This is a genomic window from Agrobacterium sp. El2ro-1b (assembly GCF_048298475.1).
In the GTDB taxonomy this organism is placed as follows: domain Bacteria; phylum Pseudomonadota; class Alphaproteobacteria; order Rhizobiales; family Rhizobiaceae; genus Agrobacterium; species Agrobacterium fabrum.
On the sequence record NZ_CP103459.1, the window covers coordinates 900,694 to 918,416 of the forward strand.

18 protein-coding genes and 1 pseudogene are annotated in these 17,723 nt (G+C 59.7%); 11 read left to right on the forward strand and 8 right to left on the reverse strand.

Annotated features, from left to right (window positions below; all coding sequences use genetic code 11):
- The first annotated feature begins 149 nt into the window (after nucleotides 1–149).
- The 8 genes and pseudogenes from NYR50_RS18370 to NYR50_RS18405 all read left to right on the forward strand — a co-directional run bounded on the left by NYR50_RS18370 (nucleotide 150) and on the right by NYR50_RS18405 (nucleotide 5,801).
- The gene (locus NYR50_RS18370) at nucleotides 150–596 is read left to right on the forward strand and encodes an acetyltransferase (RefSeq protein WP_174010964.1); all 447 of its coding nucleotides are present in this window, start codon (nucleotides 150–152) and stop codon (nucleotides 594–596) included.
- Between the two features lie 210 nt (nucleotides 597–806).
- A pseudogene (locus NYR50_RS18375) lies at nucleotides 807–1,154 on the forward strand (AraC family ligand binding domain-containing protein); the annotation flags it as partial.
- A gap of 242 nt (nucleotides 1,155–1,396) precedes the next feature.
- Nucleotides 1,397–1,807: a hypothetical protein gene (locus NYR50_RS18380; protein WP_174010963.1), complete on the forward strand. Its 411-nt coding sequence runs from the start codon at nucleotides 1,397–1,399 to the stop codon at nucleotides 1,805–1,807.
- 87 nt (nucleotides 1,808–1,894) lie between these two features.
- Nucleotides 1,895–2,125, forward strand: coding sequence for a hypothetical protein (locus tag NYR50_RS18385; protein WP_174010962.1), 231 nt, complete (start codon nucleotides 1,895–1,897; stop codon nucleotides 2,123–2,125).
- Nucleotides 2,122–3,600: a TolC family protein gene (locus NYR50_RS18390; protein ID WP_418137774.1), complete on the forward strand. Its 1,479-nt coding sequence runs from the start codon at nucleotides 2,122–2,124 to the stop codon at nucleotides 3,598–3,600. The genes NYR50_RS18385 and NYR50_RS18390 overlap by 4 nt, the downstream gene beginning before the upstream one ends.
- A 14-nt stretch (nucleotides 3,601–3,614) precedes the next feature.
- The gene (locus NYR50_RS18395; RefSeq protein ID WP_418137775.1) at nucleotides 3,615–4,964 is read left to right on the forward strand and encodes a multicopper oxidase family protein; all 1,350 of its coding nucleotides are present in this window, start codon (nucleotides 3,615–3,617) and stop codon (nucleotides 4,962–4,964) included.
- 52 nt (nucleotides 4,965–5,016) lie between these two features.
- The gene (locus tag NYR50_RS18400; protein WP_418137776.1) at nucleotides 5,017–5,493 is read left to right on the forward strand and encodes a cupredoxin domain-containing protein; all 477 of its coding nucleotides are present in this window, start codon (nucleotides 5,017–5,019) and stop codon (nucleotides 5,491–5,493) included.
- Between the two features lie 23 nt (nucleotides 5,494–5,516).
- The gene (locus NYR50_RS18405; protein ID WP_418137777.1) at nucleotides 5,517–5,801 is read left to right on the forward strand and encodes a copper-binding protein; all 285 of its coding nucleotides are present in this window, start codon (nucleotides 5,517–5,519) and stop codon (nucleotides 5,799–5,801) included.
- Between the two features lie 39 nt (nucleotides 5,802–5,840).
- Here NYR50_RS18405 and NYR50_RS18410 read toward each other — a convergent pair whose 3' ends face one another.
- A complete protein-coding gene (locus tag NYR50_RS18410; protein ID WP_174010955.1) occupies nucleotides 5,841–7,361 on the reverse strand; it encodes an MFS transporter in 1,521 nt (506 codons plus the stop codon).
- A 132-nt stretch (nucleotides 7,362–7,493) separates the two neighbouring features.
- Here NYR50_RS18410 and NYR50_RS18415 point away from each other — a divergent pair, with 132 nt between their 5' ends.
- A complete protein-coding gene (locus tag NYR50_RS18415; protein ID WP_174010953.1) occupies nucleotides 7,494–8,366 on the forward strand; it encodes a LysR family transcriptional regulator in 873 nt (290 codons plus the stop codon).
- Here NYR50_RS18415 and NYR50_RS18420 read toward each other — a convergent pair.
- A complete protein-coding gene (locus tag NYR50_RS18420) occupies nucleotides 8,363–8,980 on the reverse strand; it encodes a 3'-5' exonuclease (protein WP_418137778.1) in 618 nt (205 codons plus the stop codon). The two genes, NYR50_RS18415 and NYR50_RS18420, sit on opposite strands and share 4 nt — an antisense overlap.
- Before the next feature lie 220 nt (nucleotides 8,981–9,200).
- Between NYR50_RS18420 and NYR50_RS18425 the strand changes: the two genes are divergently transcribed.
- Nucleotides 9,201–9,983, forward strand: coding sequence for a pyrroline-5-carboxylate reductase (locus NYR50_RS18425; protein WP_418137779.1), 783 nt, complete (start codon nucleotides 9,201–9,203; stop codon nucleotides 9,981–9,983).
- A 54-nt stretch (nucleotides 9,984–10,037) separates the two neighbouring features.
- Here the strand turns inward: NYR50_RS18425 and NYR50_RS18430 are convergent, their stop codons facing one another.
- The 6 genes from NYR50_RS18430 to NYR50_RS18455 form a co-directional block, all read right to left on the reverse strand.
- Nucleotides 10,038–11,636 carry an MFS transporter gene (locus NYR50_RS18430; RefSeq protein WP_418137780.1) on the reverse strand — a complete coding sequence of 533 codons (1,599 nt, stop codon included), beginning with the start codon at nucleotides 11,634–11,636 and terminating at the stop codon, nucleotides 10,038–10,040.
- Entirely contained in the window at nucleotides 11,633–12,073 is a 441-nt protein-coding gene (locus NYR50_RS18435; RefSeq protein ID WP_418137781.1) for a DoxX family protein, read from the reverse strand. The genes NYR50_RS18430 and NYR50_RS18435 overlap by 4 nt, the downstream gene beginning before the upstream one ends.
- A gap of 208 nt (nucleotides 12,074–12,281) precedes the next feature.
- Complete coding sequence (locus tag NYR50_RS18440; protein WP_418137782.1) at nucleotides 12,282–14,264, reverse strand: amidohydrolase family protein; 1,983 nt, start codon at nucleotides 14,262–14,264, stop codon at nucleotides 12,282–12,284.
- Nucleotides 14,264–14,554, reverse strand: a complete 291-nt coding sequence (locus NYR50_RS18445) for a XapX domain-containing protein (RefSeq protein WP_418137783.1) — start codon at nucleotides 14,552–14,554, stop codon at nucleotides 14,264–14,266. The genes NYR50_RS18440 and NYR50_RS18445 overlap by 1 nt, the downstream gene beginning before the upstream one ends.
- Nucleotides 14,555–14,627: 73 nt before the next feature.
- Nucleotides 14,628–15,317 carry a hydrolase gene (locus NYR50_RS18450; RefSeq protein WP_418137784.1) on the reverse strand — a complete coding sequence of 230 codons (690 nt, stop codon included), beginning with the start codon at nucleotides 15,315–15,317 and terminating at the stop codon, nucleotides 14,628–14,630.
- A gap of 138 nt (nucleotides 15,318–15,455) precedes the next feature.
- Nucleotides 15,456–16,388 (reverse strand): VOC family protein, encoded by a 933-nt coding sequence (locus NYR50_RS18455; RefSeq protein WP_418138272.1) that lies wholly within the window; start codon nucleotides 16,386–16,388, stop codon nucleotides 15,456–15,458.
- 118 nt (nucleotides 16,389–16,506) lie between these two features.
- Between NYR50_RS18455 and NYR50_RS18460 the strand changes: the two genes are divergently transcribed.
- Nucleotides 16,507–17,406: a LysR family transcriptional regulator gene (locus tag NYR50_RS18460; RefSeq protein ID WP_418137785.1), complete on the forward strand. Its 900-nt coding sequence runs from the start codon at nucleotides 16,507–16,509 to the stop codon at nucleotides 17,404–17,406.
- The last annotated feature ends 317 nt before the right edge of the window (nucleotides 17,407–17,723 follow it).

Below are 17,723 nucleotides of genomic sequence, written 5' to 3' on the forward strand. Positions count from 1 at the left end.
CGAAAGCGTTTTCCAGCACCGAAGACAGAAGGGATCAAGCGCGGTCGGACACCCCCGTTTTGGCGTAGAAATTGATTGAGTACGCACATGCTCACCAAAAGATCGGGCAGGCCCATAGCGCGAAAAGATCGCAATTGCTAAGGGTGGGCATGATAACACTTCGTGCCTCCAACAGCCGTGACGCGGCCCGCATCCTCGACATATGGAGCAGGGCTGTCGATGCGACCCATGGCTTCCTGCTTCCGGCGGATCGCGCCGCGATCGGCGAGGAAGTCAAAGCGTTCCTGCCGCAAGTGTCGCTGATGCTCGCCGTCGATGCAGCCGACCATGCCCTCGGCTTCATGTTTCTACATGAAGGGCATATGGAGGCGCTTTTCATCGATCCGGACCACCACGGCAAAGGCATCGGCAAGGCTCTGGTAGAAAGCGCGCTGGCGCTTCACCCCGCGCTGACCACCGATGTCAACGAGCAGAATGGCGAAGCACTGGGCTTTTATCGCCGGCTGGGTTTCGAGCCGACGGGACGCTCCGACCTCGACGGACAGGGGCGACCCTATCCGCTCGTCCATCTTCGATTTCGCGCAACGGAAAAATAGACCGCCGGCATCGTCGGGGAGGGCAAGGCCACGAACACCATCATCCGTTTCGCAACCGATGATTTTCTGCCCGAGCACCGCTTCGACCAATGGCGGGAGGTGCGCGGCAAAAGCCTGTTCGGCGTGACCATCGAACTGGCACGGGATCTCCGCCACAGCTTCAAGGGTTCGTTTCAGGCGCGGGCGCTCGCCGGTGCCGTCGTAACCGAAATGCGCGCCTCCTCCTACCGTGTCAACCGCACCGAGGCCGATATTGCCCGCATTGCCGGCGACAGCCTCTGCATCGGCTTGCAGGTGAAGGGCTCTGGATTTCTGCATGCCGGCCGAGACCGGGTTCATAACGTTAGCGGCGGCGATATCACCATCAACTATTCGGACCTGCCCTATGATGCGATACCGGGCGACGAGGCGGCTTTTCACTACAGGATGCTGAAAATCCCGGTACACTATGAGGTCATGCTCGGCCAGCCGACCGACGACCTGTTTGCGACGCGTTATGCGGAGAATACCGCCGTTTTCCGCCCGTTCCGGGCGCTTTTCGATGCGCTCAACGCCGATCACACCAGGCTTATCGACCCCACCCGTGATGTGGCCCACTCGGCCGTTCCGCGCGGTGGATCTCGCAGGGTTTTTACGAGGAATATGCCCGCACGCAGGCCCGCAAGCTGCTCATTCTCGATGAGGCCTTCATCGATTTCGTATGAAATTGGAGAGACGATCAGCCTCACAACAAGGTTTTCATCAATGGTTATGAAGTATATCCATTGACAAATCACGGCATAGCGGCTTTTCTAGAGCACATGCGTGATACGTTGCGAGCATCGAAATTGCTGGCCCTTATGTTTAGACTGGTGATGATCCTATCACTGGCGGGCTACAGCGTTTCCACCGTCAACGCCGCAATGCATGGTCCCGACACCGGGGGAATGCAGCACGATCAATCCGCCATGATGGACCACGGCAAGATGATGGATCATGGCGGTTCGGCCATGACGTCAGACAATCATGATAACCACGACATGGCCGACAGCGACAGTGGGGTCAAAAAGCCCGCGAAGCCGCAATGTTGCGGCGATTTCTGTCTCGGCATGGCGGTTCTGATTGACCACGACAGCATTGGCACGCCCGTCATCAGCAGCATCCGCTCCTTCCTCGACGACAGCAAGGCACCGGGCCAGAGCCCGCTGCTGCACCGTCCGCCTAATATCTGAACAGGCAAAGCCCGCCTTTGGGCAATGACCGTGCGTGAGCGGCTTTAGCGCCGTCGCGCCGCTGCATCTCCTGTTCGGAAAACACCCATGAACCCGATCCATATTGTGGTCGCGGCGCCCCTGCTTCTGGGCGGCTGCACAGCCACATCCGTGATGAATAATGCCGCCTCCTATGACGACGCGGCAAACCCGACGCTTGGCGTCGCCCCTTTCCGCTACCAGACCCCGGTCTCGGGTTACACGGCCCGCATGCCGGTCGATCCGAAACCCTGGCGCGACCAGAACGATGCGCAGGCTCCGAAAGGAGGCGCATCATGATGCCACGCTCATTCCCACTCCGATCAAAACTTGCGGCAATCCTGTCGTTGCCGCTTTTCCTCAGCGGCTGCGTATCCGCCGCACAATATGCTTCCCGGGACGCCGGTTTTACGACTGTCTCGGCGAAGACAACAGAGGCGACAGGAAAACAGACCGCATGGGTTCAGAACCGGGCCGAGGCACGGGCAACAGAGGCCCGCGTCAAAACGCTGATGGCAGCCAGCAAGACCCTCGACGTCGAAACGGCAGTGCAGGTCGCGCTGCTGAACAATAAGGGCCTGCAGGCAGCTTACGCCGATCTGGGCGAATCGGCTGCCACCGCATGGCAATCGACCCTGCTGGTCAACCCAAGCATCGGCCTGGGGCTGACGGGTATCGGCACGCCGGGCCTCAGGGCCTACAAGACAATCGAAGGTGTCCTCACCAGCAATATTCTGGCACTCACCACGCTCAAAAAGAATGTCGAAATTGCCGATACCGGCTTTCGCAAGGCGCAGCTGGGTGCGGCGCTGAAAACGCTGCAACTGGCTGCGGATACGCGGCGCGCATGGATTTCCGCCGTGGCGGCTTCGGAAAACGTCGGCCAGTTGGCCCAGTCGCAGACCGCTGCGGCCGCCGCTTCGGAACTTGCCACCAAACTCGGTGAGTCAGGCGCGATGAACAAGGAAGGCCAAGCCCGTGAGCAGGTGTTTTACGCCGAACTCACCGGCCAGATCGCCAAGGCAAGACTGGAAGCCCGTCTTGCCAGGGAGGAACTGACGCGACTGATGGGCCTGTGGGGATCAGATATCGAATACAGCATCCCCACCCGCCTGCCGTCACTTCCCAAGGCACTCGCCCAGCGCGACATGATCGAGGCCGAGGCGCTGCAGCGTCGGGTGGACTTGCAGATGGCCAAGCTCGACCTGGAGGCAACCGCACGGTCATTCAAGCTCACCGAAGCGACCCGGTACGTCAGCGATCTCGCACTAAGATCCGGTTTCGAGACCGAGCGTGAAAAGGATGAAGACCGCATAAACAAACGAACGACCGGTCGCGCCGAACTGGAATTCGTCATTCCGATCTTCGATTCCGGTCAGGCCCGCATGCGGGAATCCGAACTCGCTTATATGCGCGCCGCCAATCTGCTGGCGGAAAAAGCGGTCAATATCCGCTCGGAAGCCCGCTCCGCCTATCAAGCCTATCGCTCGACCTACGACATCGCCCGGCACTACCGCAACAGCGTGGTGCCGCTGCGCAACCGGATCGAGGAAGAATCGATGCGGACCTATAACGGCATGCTCACCAACACTTTTGAGCTGCTGACCGACAGCCGGGAAAAGGTCAATTCGAACCTGCTCGCCATCGATGCCAAACGCGACTTCTGGCTCGCCGAAGCAGGGCTCGTTCCGGCCATTTATGGCGGCGGTTCGGGTGTGGCTGGCGGAGAGACCGAGGTTGCCGCCGCGTCCGGTGGCGGCGGTGGCGGACATTGAGAGAGGAAAAGACCATGTTCAATAGAAGACAACTTCTGGGCGTCAGCGCCGCAATGGTCTCCTCGGCGGCCTGGGCGAAAACCTCAAACAGCAGCCTGCCGGAAGCGGCACTAATGGAAACGGCGGCGACGCAGGCACCGGTGAAGCCAACCACCGGTCCCGATTACAATCCGGTCGTCACCATCAACGGCTGGACCCTGCCCTTCCGCATGAATAACGGCGTCAAGGAATTCCATCTTGTCGCCGAGCCGGTGGAGCGCGAAATGGCCGAAGGCATGACCGCCCGCCTGTGGGGCTATAACGGCCAGTCTCCCGGCCCGACCATCGAGGCCGTCGAGGGCGACCGGGTGCGCATCTTCGTCACCAACAAGCTGCCGGAACATACGACGATCCACTGGCACGGCATGATTTTGCCGTCGGGCATGGATGGTGTGGGCGGTCTGTCGCAGCCGCATATCCCCGTTGGCAAGACCTTCGTCTACGAGTTCGACCTCGTGAAATCAGGCACCTTCATGTACCACCCGCATTCTGACGAGATGGTGCAGATGGCCATGGGCATGATGGGCTTCTTCGTGATCCACCCGAAGGATCCGACCTTCATGCCGGTCGATCGCGACTTCGTGTTCCTGCTCAACGCCTTCGATATCAATCCCGGCGCCTCCGTCCCCAAAATCATGACGATGACGGATTTCAATCTGTGGGCTTGGAACAGCCGGGTGTTCCCGGGGATCGATCCGCTGGTGGTTTCCAAGGACGACCGGGTGCGCGTGCGGGTCGGCAACCTGACGATGACCAACCACCCAATCCATATGCACGGTTACGATTTCGAGGTGACCTGCACGGATGGCGGCTGGGTGCGGCCGGAGGCGCGCTGGCCGGAGGTCAGCATCGACATCCCCGTCGGCGCCATGCGGGCCTATGAATTCGACGCCAAATATGTCGGCGACTGGGCGATCCATTGCCACAAGTCGCACCATACGATGAACGCCATGGGGCACGACGTCCCCACCTTCATCGGCGTCGACAAAAAAACCGTCGCGGAAAAGATCCGCAAGGTCCGGCCGGACTATATGCCGATGGGCACCGCCGGCATGGCCGACATGGGCGCGATGGAAATGGAAATCCCTGAGAACACCGTTCCCATGATGACGGGATGGGGACCGCATGGCCCCATCGAAATGGGCGGCATGTTCTCCGTGGTGAAGGTTCGCGAAGGCATCTCCGCGGGCGATTACTCAGATCCCGGCTGGTACGAAAACCCGCCCGGAACCCAGGCCTGGGAATGGACCGGCGCACTGCCGGAGACGCAGAAAACCACCGACCCAAAAACGCAGATCACGCCGCCACCGATGAAACACGGCTGAATACGACAGAATCCCATCAAACCCCAACGCACTACAACCAAGGAACAAAGACATGACCAGACTGAAACTCGCACTTCTCATCGCCACTTTCGCCACGCCAGCCCTTGCATCGGGCACCCACGGCGGTGGCCATGAAGCGATGGCGATCGGCGAACCCGGCGACAAGGCCAAGGTGACCCAGACCATCCAGGTGACGATGAAGGAAACGCCTGATGGCAAGATGATCTTCACCCCCGGCAAGTTCGAGTTCAAGAAGGGCAAGACTGTGCGTTTTGCCGTGAAGAATATCGGCGAACTGGACCATGAGTTCATCCTCGACGAACAGAAAGCCAATCTGGAGCACAAGGCCGTCATGGCAAAGGCTCCGGAGATGGAACACGACAATCCGAACGCCATCAGCCTCGCGCCAGGCGAAAGCGGCGAAATCGTATGGAAATTCACCAATGACGGCATGTTCGAATTCGCCTGCCTGAAACCCGGGCATTACGAAGCCGGCATGCGCGGCGATCTCAAAGTTTCGGCAAAGTAACCCATTCAACAAGGATCACGACCATGAAAACCATCGTTAACATCACCCTCGCCGCAGCACTTCTGCTCACCGCTCCCTTCAGCGCCTTCGCCCAGGAATTCACCAAAGGTACGGTGAAGAAAGTGGATGTTGCCGCCAAGAAGGTCACCATAACCCATGAAGACCTGAAAAACCTCGACATGCCTGGTATGACCATGGTGTTCCGCGTGAAGGACGACGCCATCCTCGCCAAGCTCAAGGAAGGCGCTGATATCGAGTTCATCGCAGAACGTGCCGATGGCAAGCTTATCGTCGCCCAGGTGAAATAAGACAGCTGAAACCAGCCCAAAAAACCGAAAGGGCAGCTACTATCCGTTGCCCTCTCCTCGCTGGCGGCCGAAGACCACGAAACTGAGCCCGGCAAGCAGCCAGACACCAATGCCCGCATAAAGCATGACCAGACCAAAACCGTCTGCAAGCGCTTGATGAAGGAGCGTTTCTGAAACGCCCTGCGCCGATGCACGGGCGGTTCCGGCCGCAATCTTTTCCGCAAGCGATTGCAGGCCATTCATATCCATGCCCGCAGGCAGGTTTGCCCGCAACGAAGCCCGGACGCCCTCCACCAGAATGAAGCCCATGATGGGGATGTTGATGGCAAGCGAGATCATGCGGGCGCTCATGTCGATGCCGGACGCCATGCCGGAGCGGGCGGGGGAAACCGCGCCCGTGGTGGTGTTGGTGACCGGCGTATTGGTCAAGCCGAGCCCGATGCCGGCAAGAATGCAGCCGGGCAGCATGCTAAGCCAGCTTGCATTTTCGATGCCGCTTCCGAATTTCATCAGCATGAAACCGAGACCGATGGTGAACAACCCGGCCGGAATGACAAGGCGCGGCTGATAACGCAACGACAGGCGCTCTGCGAGCGGCGGCACCACCAGCGCCGGCAGCGTATAGGCAAGCAGGCCGAGGCCGGCGGTGACACTGTCATAACCGAGGCCGGCCTGAAACCAGATCGGCAGATAGATCATGAACGGCCAGAAGCTGATATTCATCGCCGCCGAACCGATGATCGCCCCGGAAAAAGGCCGGATGCGGAACACGGAGAAGTCGAACATCGGCCTTTGCGTGCGCTTTTCAGCGACCACGAAGGCAATGAAGCTCGCAACCGAGACACCGAGGATAAGAAGTGCCATGGGGCTTGCAAAACCAAGTTCGGGTCCCTGCGTGATGAAAAAGGCAAGGCAAAAGACGGCAACCGAAAGTGTGGCCATGCCGGCAAGATCAAGACGCGCCGCCTCCGGATCGCGCGATTCTCCCACGCCACCAGCGGCAAGCAGCCACGTCACGATGCCGAGCACCACATGAACGAGAAACACCCATTCCCAGCTCCACAGCGCGACAATGGCGCCGCCGATGATCGGGCCGAAACCCAGCCCAACGCCGGAGACGATGCCCCACCAGCCGAACGCCATGCCACGCTCCCGGGCCGTGCGGAACTGGTGCGACAGGATGGCGATCTGGCACACCAGCATCGCCCCACCGCTCAAACCCTGAAGGAAGCGGGCACCGGTCAGCACGGAAACATTCTGCGTCATTCCGCAGGCGAGGGAAGACAGCGCAAAAGCGGCAATACTGCCAATAAAGACGCGTTTGCGGCCGAAACGGTCGGCCAGCGCACCTGTTGTCATCAGCACCACGGTCACGCCGATCGTATAGGCGTTCATGATCCACTGAAGCTGGCGGAAATCCGCCTGCAACACCTCCTCGAGTGTGGGCAGGATTGCCGGAACACTGGAGATTTCCAGTCCGAACATCAGGGCGGAGAGACAAACTGCAGCGAGCGCCATGGCGCTTCTGCTGCCAGCCTGTTCGGTAACAGCAAGGGTCATTCTTCAGCCTTTCGTGGGTGGAGGCACACAGGCGCCATCCGCTCAATAAACCAAAGGCAAACTAGTCAAGGCTTGACCATAACGGAATTGGATGATTGATTATTTCAGAGACAACAAATTGGAATGACAGAGATGAGCACGCTGGATGTGGAAGCCGTCGAGGCCTTCGTCACCATCGCCGATCTGCAGAGCTTCACCCGCGCCGCCGAAACGCTTGGTACCACCCAGGGCGCCATCAGCGTCAAGCTCAAACGGCTGGAAGACAGGCTTGGTCAGCGACTGCTCGAAAGAACACCGCGTTCGGTGCGCCTGTCCGCCCAGGGGGCGGTGTTTCTTGCACCCGCCCGCGAATTTCTCGCGGCTCATGATCGGGCACTGGCAGGCCTTTCCTCGCCGCGCCGCCGTTTCGGCCTCGGCATTGCCGCGCATGTGGCAGGGCCAGAGGTGCCAACGCTTCTCGCGCGGCTCAACGACCACGACCCCGGCCTTACGATTGAAGTGCGGATGGACAATTCCCGCTCCCTGCTCGATGCCTTTGACCGTGGTGAAATCGATGCGGCCATCATCAGGCGCGAGGACGACCGGCGCGACGGCGAGGTGCTCGGACCGGAGCATTTCGGCTGGTACGCAACTCCGCAATTCGAACATCGTCAGGGCGAACCGCTCCGACTGGCGGCACTTTCACCCGCCTGTGGCGTGCGCAACATCGCCACCCATGCCCTGGATGCGGCGGCGATTGCCTGGACGGAGGTCTTTCTCGGTGGCACATCGTCGATGGTGACCGCAGCCGTCTCGGCCGGGCTTGCGATTTCCGTCTTTTCCTGCCGTCTTGCGCCACCCGGCACAGTCGAGGTCAGCCAGCGTTTTCGCCTGCCGCCTCTGCCCTCCAGCGAAATCATCATGTTCTCGACCCTGACCGACAGCAGGTCCCGCGAAGCGTTGCGAACACTTGCCGCCGCCTTTCGAGAGCACCGGCCGGGAGCAATTTCGCCTGATATCGGCTAAGCGGCAAGCGTGAATTCTTCCGGCTTCAACTTTCCGCTCCGCAGGAGATGTTGCAGGGCATAGGAAACTGAAAGCGCATCATCGAGCGCATCGTGGCCCTGCAAAGGCGGATGCTCAACGCCGTAATAGTCGGCGAGACTGTTGCTGGGCGTTTTCGCCAGGTCCTCGACCGGCATCCCCGCCGCAAGCAAGAGCCTGACGGCATTGTCGAAGCGACGGGCAGGCATGGGCGGCTGGATACCCGCGACGTAAGTGCTGATCGCCATCATATTCAACTCGTCCTTGCCCCATGACCAGCATTGGGCACCTTCGGAGAAGCTGTCGAAACTCGAGAGGGCTTCCTGCAAAGGAACGCCTTCCGCTTCAATGATCTCCTCGGTGATACCCGTTAGCCTGGTGAAGAACGGATCGATCGCATATCGCCTGCCACGACGGTCGACCGCAGAGACAAGGACCTTATAGGTCTCCAGAAGCGGAAATCCGCGCTCCAGCCCGAGCTTGACGGCACCGATCTGCGCGATGACGGGATCGGGATCATGGGCCGCACACCAGAATCTGCGTTGCGACCCCTCCAGGCAGAGGAACTCGCAGTCGAATATGATTGCCTTTTTCATCGATGGCTCTCCCGCCAAAAAAACAGGTCAGCCGGAACCGGAAGTGGCGACCCCCATGTCAAATTCAATAGCAGTCCCACATAATCGGATGTGGCGGGCTTCGTTTCAATTGCAAATTAACGCTATCTGCTTGTCGACAATTCCCGGCGGAGAACTTAGCATCGGATGGAAATGACACAGCCGATGCCTCTGTCGGCCCATTCGCCGCAGTGGAGTATTCATGTCCCTTCCCCAGAAAATCGGTTTCATCGGAACGGGTGCCATCACCGATGCGATGGTGCGCGGCCTGCTTGCCAAGCCCGCCGCCGTACCGCATGTCATGGTGTCCCAGCGCAGTGCGGATATCTCGGCCACCTTGGCCAGCGATTTTCCGCAGGTGATCATCTCCGGCGACAATCAGATGATCGTCGATGGCTGCGATACCGTCATGCTGGCAATCCGCCCGCAGATCGCCGAAGAGGTCATCCGGCCTCTGCGGTTCCGGGACGGGCAGAAGGTCATCAGCGTCGTGGCTGCAACCAGCCGCGACGCGCTTCTGGACTGGATCGGTGCGGATGTGCGGCTCACCCAAGCGATCCCGCTGCCCTTCGTCGCCCGGCGCAAGGGCGTCACCGCCATCTATCCCGCCGATACGGATACCGCCGCGATCTTCAACGTGCTCGGCAATGCGGTGGAATGCGCGACAAAAGCGGAATACGACCTTCTGGCCGCCGCCAGCGCGCTGATGGCCACCTATTTCGGTATCATGCAAACGACGACGGAATGGCTGGCGGAGAACGGCCTGCCGGAAGAAAAAGCGCGGGCCTATGTCACGCCCCTCTTTGCCGGTCTCTCCGAAGTGGCAGTGCTATCAGGCGGAAAGACTGATTTCACCGAGATGAGCCGCGAATTCGCCACCAAGGGCGGCCTCAACGAGCAGGTCATGCAGGACTTCGACAGAAATGGCGGTTCCAATGCGCTGAAAGAGGCATTGAGCCGGGTGATGCAGCGGATCGCGCAATAACCGGCAGGCTTTAAAGAACGAGAACGAAAAAGGGGCCTTTCGGCCCCTTTCTGTTTATGCTTTTCCTGGACGATTGATCGTGAGGAAGTGGCGCACGACAGGCTTTTCCAGCCCGGAATGGTAAGCAAGCACCTTGCCCTGCAAATCCGCATCGGCATGGGAAACCCGCTTGTGCTGGCGCAGATGCTCGGCCCAGGATTCCACCATGAACCATTCCACGATCTTCTGCGGATCGGCGGAGTCTTCGGTGACACCCCAGCCATAGGCTCCATCGCGGCGGCGCTCCTGGGAGAGTTCGTCCAAGGCATGCAGAAAAGCCGAACGGTGATGCTTCTCGACAATATATTCGATCAGGATCAGAACCGGGCCGCGATCATGGGCCACAGGCTCGGCCACGAGCGGTTCGGGCCAATGGTTGGACGGCACCATATCCGCATCACCCGCAGGCAGTTTCAGGCGATGCATGATGAGGCCGGCGATGAAGAGACCGGCTGCACCGATCAGCAGGGTGCCCGGCACACCCGCGGCTTCACCCACGGCACCCCAGCCGATGCTGCCCGCCGTCATCGCGCCATTAAAGACGGTGAGATAGACGGCCAGACCACGACCCCGCACCCAGTTCGGCAAGATCGCCTGCGCTGCGCCATTGAGCGTTGTCAGTGCCGTGATCCAGGCGCCGCCGAGGAACAGCAGGATGATGATGGCAAGCCATTTCGGCGGTGCGAATGACAGCCCGGCCATGACGAGCGCGGTGATGAGGGCGGCGCCGAGAAGCAGGCCATCGGCATCAAAACGGGCACGCAGCTTCGGCATGACCAGCGCACCGGCGATCGCACCGGCCCCGACGGCGCCGAGCAGGATACCGTAGAAACTCGCATCTCCACCCAGCAATTGCCGGGCGACCAGAGGCAACAGCGCCCAGACGGCACTGGCGAAAGCAAAGAAGATCGCGGCCCGCAACAGGACGACATGCAGCGGCCGGCTGGCGCGGGTGTAACGAAGGCCGGCCCGGAATGCACCGAAGAAATTCTCCTGAAGTGCATCATTGGCGTTCTTCGCCCGTGGCCACCATAGAAGAGCGGCGATGACAAAGAAATAGCTGGCGACATCGGCACCATAGGTAAAGGCAGCACCGAAGGCCGCAAGCAGGATGCCGCCGACAGCGGGGCCGATGGAACGGGCGATGTTGATGCCCAGCGAATTCAGCGCCACGGCGCTCTTGATGTCCTCGCGCTTCACCAGTTCCGGCACGATGGCCTGCCAGGTCGGTCCCATCAGTGCCGCACCGATGCCGCCGAGGAAGGTGAGGCCGATCAGGGCGCTGACGGACAACATGCCGGTATGAGCGAGAACCATAAGGGTGACGCTGACCGAGGCCAGCAGCAGCTGGACTGCGATCAGGAATTTGCGGCGGTCGAGAATATCGGTCAGCACACCGGCCGGGATCGCCAGAAGAAAGATCGGCAGGGTTCCGGCCGCCTGAACCAAGGCGACCGCCGCCGGTGAGGCCGAAAGATCGGTCATCAACCATGAACTGGCGACATCACGCATGAAGCTGCCGGTATTGCCGAGCACCGTCGCGGCCCAGAGGACGGCGAAAACCGGCTGCGCAAGAGGAGCAAAGCTGCTCGCGGAGGATTTTTCGGCACTCATTTGCCTGTTCCTTTCGTGAGATCGATTGCAGCGACGATAACAAAGGCGCCGGCCAGGCCGAGATGTTCGAAGAAGGCATTGGTGGCCATCATGCGGTCCATGCCGGGTGCCATTTCCCAGAACCGCAGCGCGATGAAGGTCGCAAGAAGCGTGAAGCCCGAAAGCGCCAGAACACCCGCCCAGCGCAGGACACCCGATACCACCATGGCGGAGGCGGTAAGTTCAAAAATAATGACAAAGACGGCAAATGCCGCCGCCGGCTGCAGGCCAAAATGGTTCATCTCGGCAATCGCGCTGGGGAAATCGAAAATCTTGGTGAGCGGCCCCTGAATATAGGCCGAACAAAGCGCCAGAAGTGCCACGGTTCGTGTGACAGGCGCGGCGACGATTTCAGCAAGAAGCCCGCGAAGGCGAAGGGTCGAAGATGGGTCAGTCATTTAATGCTCCTGCGATCTGGCCGTCGATATGTGCGGCGCCGCGTTCATCTGATGGAGCGATATTGGCGCAAAGGATTGCTGCCAACAATTGCACTAATAGTTTCGATATAATTGCATAATCTGCAATATTCTTTTTGTTGCCGTCCGAGGTTTGCAGTCAACGGGCGGCGGCATGCGTCGCCCGTTGCATTTCTCTTGTCGATCGGGCTCAGACTGCCCAGCAGGAGCAGCCCAATGCGCCGAAGAAGCCCTTCAGATCGGCAATCGGCAGTTTCGATGTCCAGGCACCGGCATGGTCGTGACCATGAACACCACAATCACTGGCGCAACCGCAGGAGGTGATGGCGGCGCGTCTCAGCGAGTTCTTTCCAGCACCCTGCGGCTCGCCCCAGGCGGCATAACCGCCGAAGGTGCGGACCGGCGACCAGTCGGGCATGGCGGGCGGAATATTGCTCTCGTCGAGCACCCTGAAGTCGCCTGCACCGTAAACGATCTTGCCTCCCACCATGGTCAGTTCCGAGGTGAGGAAGGAGATTTCATCTTCCGCGCAGGAGAAATAATCCTTGTCCGGCACGACGAGATCGGCGAACTGCCCTTTTTCGATGCGGCCCTTCTTGCCTTCTTCGTTCGAGAACCAGGTGACCTTTTCCGTCCACATGCGCAGCGCTGTCTCACGGTCGAGGCAATTGGCGCGCGGATAGAGCTGCATACCGCCAACGGTCTTGCCGGTCACCATCCAGAACAGCGACACCCACGGATTATAGGAGGCAACGCGCGTTGCATCCGTGCCCGCCGAGACATTCACGCCCTTTTCCAGCATCCGCGCAATGGGCGGCGTGGCTTCCGCCACGCCCTGGCCATAACGTTCGACGAAATATTCGCCCTGATAGGCCATGCGGTGCTGGGTGGCGATGCCGCCACCGAGGGCGGCGATGCGATCGATCGAGCGATCGGAGATGGTTTCGGCATGGTCGAAGAACCAGTTCAGCCCTTCGAGCGGGATATCCCGGTTGACCTTTTCGAAAACATCCAGCGCCCGGGAGATGGTCTCGTCATAGGTGGCGTGCAGACGCCAGGGCCAGCGATTTTCCGCCAGAATCCGGACGACATCTTCGAGTTCGCCTTCCATCTCCGGTGGCATATCCGGCCGCGGCTGACGGAAATCCTCGAAATCGGCAGCGGAAAAGACCAGCATTTCGCCCGCACCATTATGCCGGAAATAATCGTTGCCCTGCTTGTATTTGACCGATGACGTCCAGTTGAGGAAGTCCTCCTTTTCCTGCTTCGGCTTCTGCGTGAACAGGTTGTAGGCCAGCCGAACCGTCATCTGGTTCTCATCCGACAGCTTCTGGATCACCTCGTAATCGTCAGGATAATTCTGGAAACCGCCACCGGCGTCGATCACGCCGGTCACACCCAGCCGGTTCAGCTCGCGCATGAAGTGGCGGGTGGAATTGACCTGATAGTCGAGCGGCAGTTTCGGCCCCTTGGCAAGCGTCGAATAGAGAATGCCGGCATTCGGCTTGGCAAGCAGCAGACCCGTGGGATTGCCGTTGGCATCGCGGGTAATCTCGCCGCCGGGCGGGTTCGGCGTATCCTTGGTATAGCCAACGGCGCGCAGAGCTGCGCCGTTCAGCAGTGCCCGGTCGTAGAGATGCAGAAGGAAGACCGGCGTATCCGGTGCCACCGCATTGATTTCCTCGATGGTCGGCAGACGCTTTTCAACGAATTGATGCTCGGTGAAACCACCAACGACGCGCACCCATTGCGGGGCCGGCGTGATTGCCACCTGACGCTTCAGCATGTCCATGGCATCGGCAAGCGAGCGAACGCCGTCCCAGCGCAGTTCCATGTTGAAGTTCAGGCCGCCACGAATGACGTGGGTGTGATTGTCGATCAGGCCGGGTAACACGCGCTTGCCCTTGAGATCGATGATCTTCGTTTCCGGCCCGGCAAGGGCCATGACCTCGGCATCGCCTCCCACTTCAACAAACAGACCATCCTTGATGGCGACTGCCGTTGCATTCGGATTGCCGCGATCAAGTGTCGTGACGCGGCCATTGTGAAGGATGGTATCTGGATGCATGGACGAAGCTCCGCTCTTGATGGGATCAGCGGCCTTAGCCGGTGAAAACAGATTCGGAAAGGCGAGACTGGATGCCGCGCCGAGGAAAGTGCGTCGTGTCGGCATCAGCTTTTCTCCCGGTTGGTCGGCTGCTGCGTCTGCACGAGATCAGTGGTTTCAGCGCCACCCTTGGGCATATGCCCGAACATGTGCGGCTTGATCTGGTTGAACCACGAAACGGCGGCCGGTTCCCTGTCGATGATCGTCCTTGCGAAGGGAATGATCTGTTCTCCGACCAATATGCCCAGCAGGCCGACAAGCGCAATGACGGGCGGCGCAGGCGAGCGCACGTTAAGCAGGCTGTAGACGATGCCGACCAGCAGGCCGGCGCCAAGGGACAGAAAATAGACTTTCATGGAAACCTCCTTTGGATGGATAAAGCCGCGCCGGCCGGGATATTAATCCCGCCGGCGCGGCATGGTTGAAAGCTTATTTCGCGGGGTTCGGGCCGATGCGCTTGCCGTGCTTGACGCGCTCTGCACCGCCGTGGACATGGGTAACGGCATAATCGATGCCCATGCCGTAGGCGCCGGAATGTTCCTTCACCAGCGAGGTGACGGCATCATAGGTTTCCTTGCGTGCCCAGTCGCGCTGCCATTCCAGCAGCACCTGCTGCCAGGTAACGGGAATGACACCCGCCTGCACCATGCGGTCCATGGCATATTTATGCGCGTCGAGAGAAGTGCCGCCTGAGGCGTCCGCCACCATGTAGATCTCGTAATCCGCGACATCATGCAGCGCCGAGAGTGCGAAGGTGGTGTTGCACACTTCCGTCCACAGACCGGAGACGACGATCTTGTTGCGGCCGGTGGCGGCGTTTTTCGCCAGCGCATCGCGGACATTCTGGTCATCCCAGGAATTCATCGAGGTCCGTTCGAGAATATCGTTTTCCGGGAAGACCGCGAGCAGCTCCGGGAAGGTGTTGCCGGAGAAGCTTTCCGTTTCGACCGTGGTGATGGTCGTCGGGATGTTGAAGATCTTTGCCGCCTTGGCGAGGCCGACGACATTGTTCTTCAGGGTCTGGCGGTCGATCGACTGCACACCGAAAGCCATCTGCGGCTGCTGGTCGATGAAGATCAGCTGGCTGTTTGCGGGAGTAAGGACTTGAAGCTTCGACATGGTGGTTCTCCGTTCAGGTAGTGATTGCCGGTCTACGGCGGTGAAATGGACAAGGCTTCGCCGGCCGGCTGCCCATCAGGGGCAGCCGTCTTGAGAAGGCGGAATGGTATGGTCAGTCGATACGGATCAGCGATCCGCCTATGCGGCGAGCGACACCAGGTTCGCCTCGATCTGGTTGCGGAAAGGCTCGTAGCGGCTGGGCAGCTTCAGCGCTTCGCCCAGATGAGCCGTATCCTCGTCGCGGTCGAAACCGGGTTCGTTGGTTGCGATCTCGAACAGGATCCCGCCCGGGGTGCGGAAATAGATCGCCCAGAAATAATCGCGATCGATGACGGGGGTGACCTGGTAACCAGTATCCATCAGGGCCTTGCGCACTTCCAGCTGCTTTTCGCGGTTTTCGACCGCAAAGGCGATATGGTGGACCGAACCTGCTCCCTGACGGGCAAAGGGCGTATTCGGCAGGGTCGCAAGATCGATCGTATCGGCGCCGTTGCCGCCGGGAATGACATAACGCGTCACATTGCCCTCGGCATCCGCCCGCTCATATCCCATGAAGCGAAGAAGTTCTTCGGTGGCAGTCGTGTCATTCAGGTTGAAGCGTGCACCGGAGAAACCGCGTATGGCGTTCTCCTCGGAAATGCCCTCGGCCTGCCAGGCGGCGCGTCCATCATTTGCCGTTTCGATCAGGGCCAGGGCATCGCCATCGGGACCGGTGAAACGCAGGCGATTGGCGCCGAAGACCGTGTCGGCTTGAATGCCGGCGGCGCCCTTTGCAATCAGCCGGTCTTTCCAGAAGCCCATGGCACCCTTCGGGATGGAGAACTGCGTCTCGCCCACCTCGCCGACGCCGGGGCGGCCCGCCATCATGTGGTCGAAAGGAAAATAGGTCATCACCGTGCCGGGCGTTCCCGTTTCGTCACCATAATAAAGGTGATAAACGCTGGGTTCGTCGAAGTTGACGGTCTTCTTCACCCGGCGCAGGCCGAGCGTATCGGTGAAAAAGCTGTTGTTCTGCCGCGCATCCGACGCCATCGAGGTAACGTGGTGCAGGCCCTTGATATCCTTGATCATCATCGGCGCCTTTCTTGGTCGCTGTGTTTGTTTCGATGGACAAAGATGTAACCCGCTTGATCACATCACGGAATTGCAATATTTCTCTCGAATGAATTGCGATTTTTGAAATAATGCGATGAACGATCACAAAGCTCTGAAAATCTTTCTGATGGCGGCCGAGAAGCGCAATTTCGCGCAGGTCGCCCGCGAACTCAGCATGACGGCCGCCGGCGTCACGCGAGCCATTGCCGCGCTCGAATGTGATCTCGGTGTGCAACTATTCGTCCGCACCACCCGGCAGGTATCTTTGACCACGGATGGCGCCGTCTTCGCCGCGCAGATACAGCCCGCAGTCGAGGCGCTGGAGAATGCCCGGCGCGATGTCCGCAACGCCCACAAGGCCGATGAGGGGCGGCTGAGGATCAGCGCGCCGACATGGCTCGGCAAGACGGTACTGCCGCCGATCCTGTCGGGTTTCCGGGAATTGTATCCGAAAATGTGTTTCGAGATTTCCCTGTCAGACGGCCTGGTCGATATTGTCGATGACGACTACGATCTGGCGATCCGCATTTCCTCGGCCCCGTCAGACAAATTCACCATCTGGCGCAAGATCAGGGCCGTGCCGAGAATTCTGGTGGCGGTACCGGGCAGCCGGTTCACGCAGATGAAACATCCAAGCGACCTCACCCCTGACGATTGCCTTGCCTATAGCGGTGAAAGCCGGCGGGAAAACTGGATCCTCTCGGATGGCGGGTCGAGCATCACCATAACGGCCGGTCGCGCCTTCAGCGCCAATAATGGCGAGGTTCTGGCCGATATGGCAGCCGATGGCGCAGGTGTGGCCATGCTGCCGGGATTTCACATCGCCGAACATATCCGCAGCGGCCGGCTTGTCCATATTCTGCCGGGCTGGGCTCCGCCGGAACTGTGGCTGACGCTCTATTATCCGCCCTATCAGACACTGCCGCCCCGCATCGCCACCTTCTCGAAATTCTTCGAAGAACAGTTGACGGCCCATATGGTGGCGCTCGACTAAAGCCGGCACGTTCCAGCATGACGACGCACGGAAGAGCGGCGGTTATAAGAGTGAACTGACTGCAATCGCCGGAAGGCTCTTTCGACACCCGTTTACGGAATGTCGTCATCAGCGTGTGGCTGAATTAGCCTATTTGTCGCATCTGCCCGGCTGAAGCATTGTCATGGCCTAAAAACAGCTTCCGATTTTAAAAAACTCTAATCCCAGCGTAGAGAATGAAGAAAAAAACGATTTTTCAACCGCGGCTGGCAAGCGTTACATAAGCTCATTAGCCCCTATCAAGCATCGTTATTCAGTTTAGGACGAGACCGGCAATC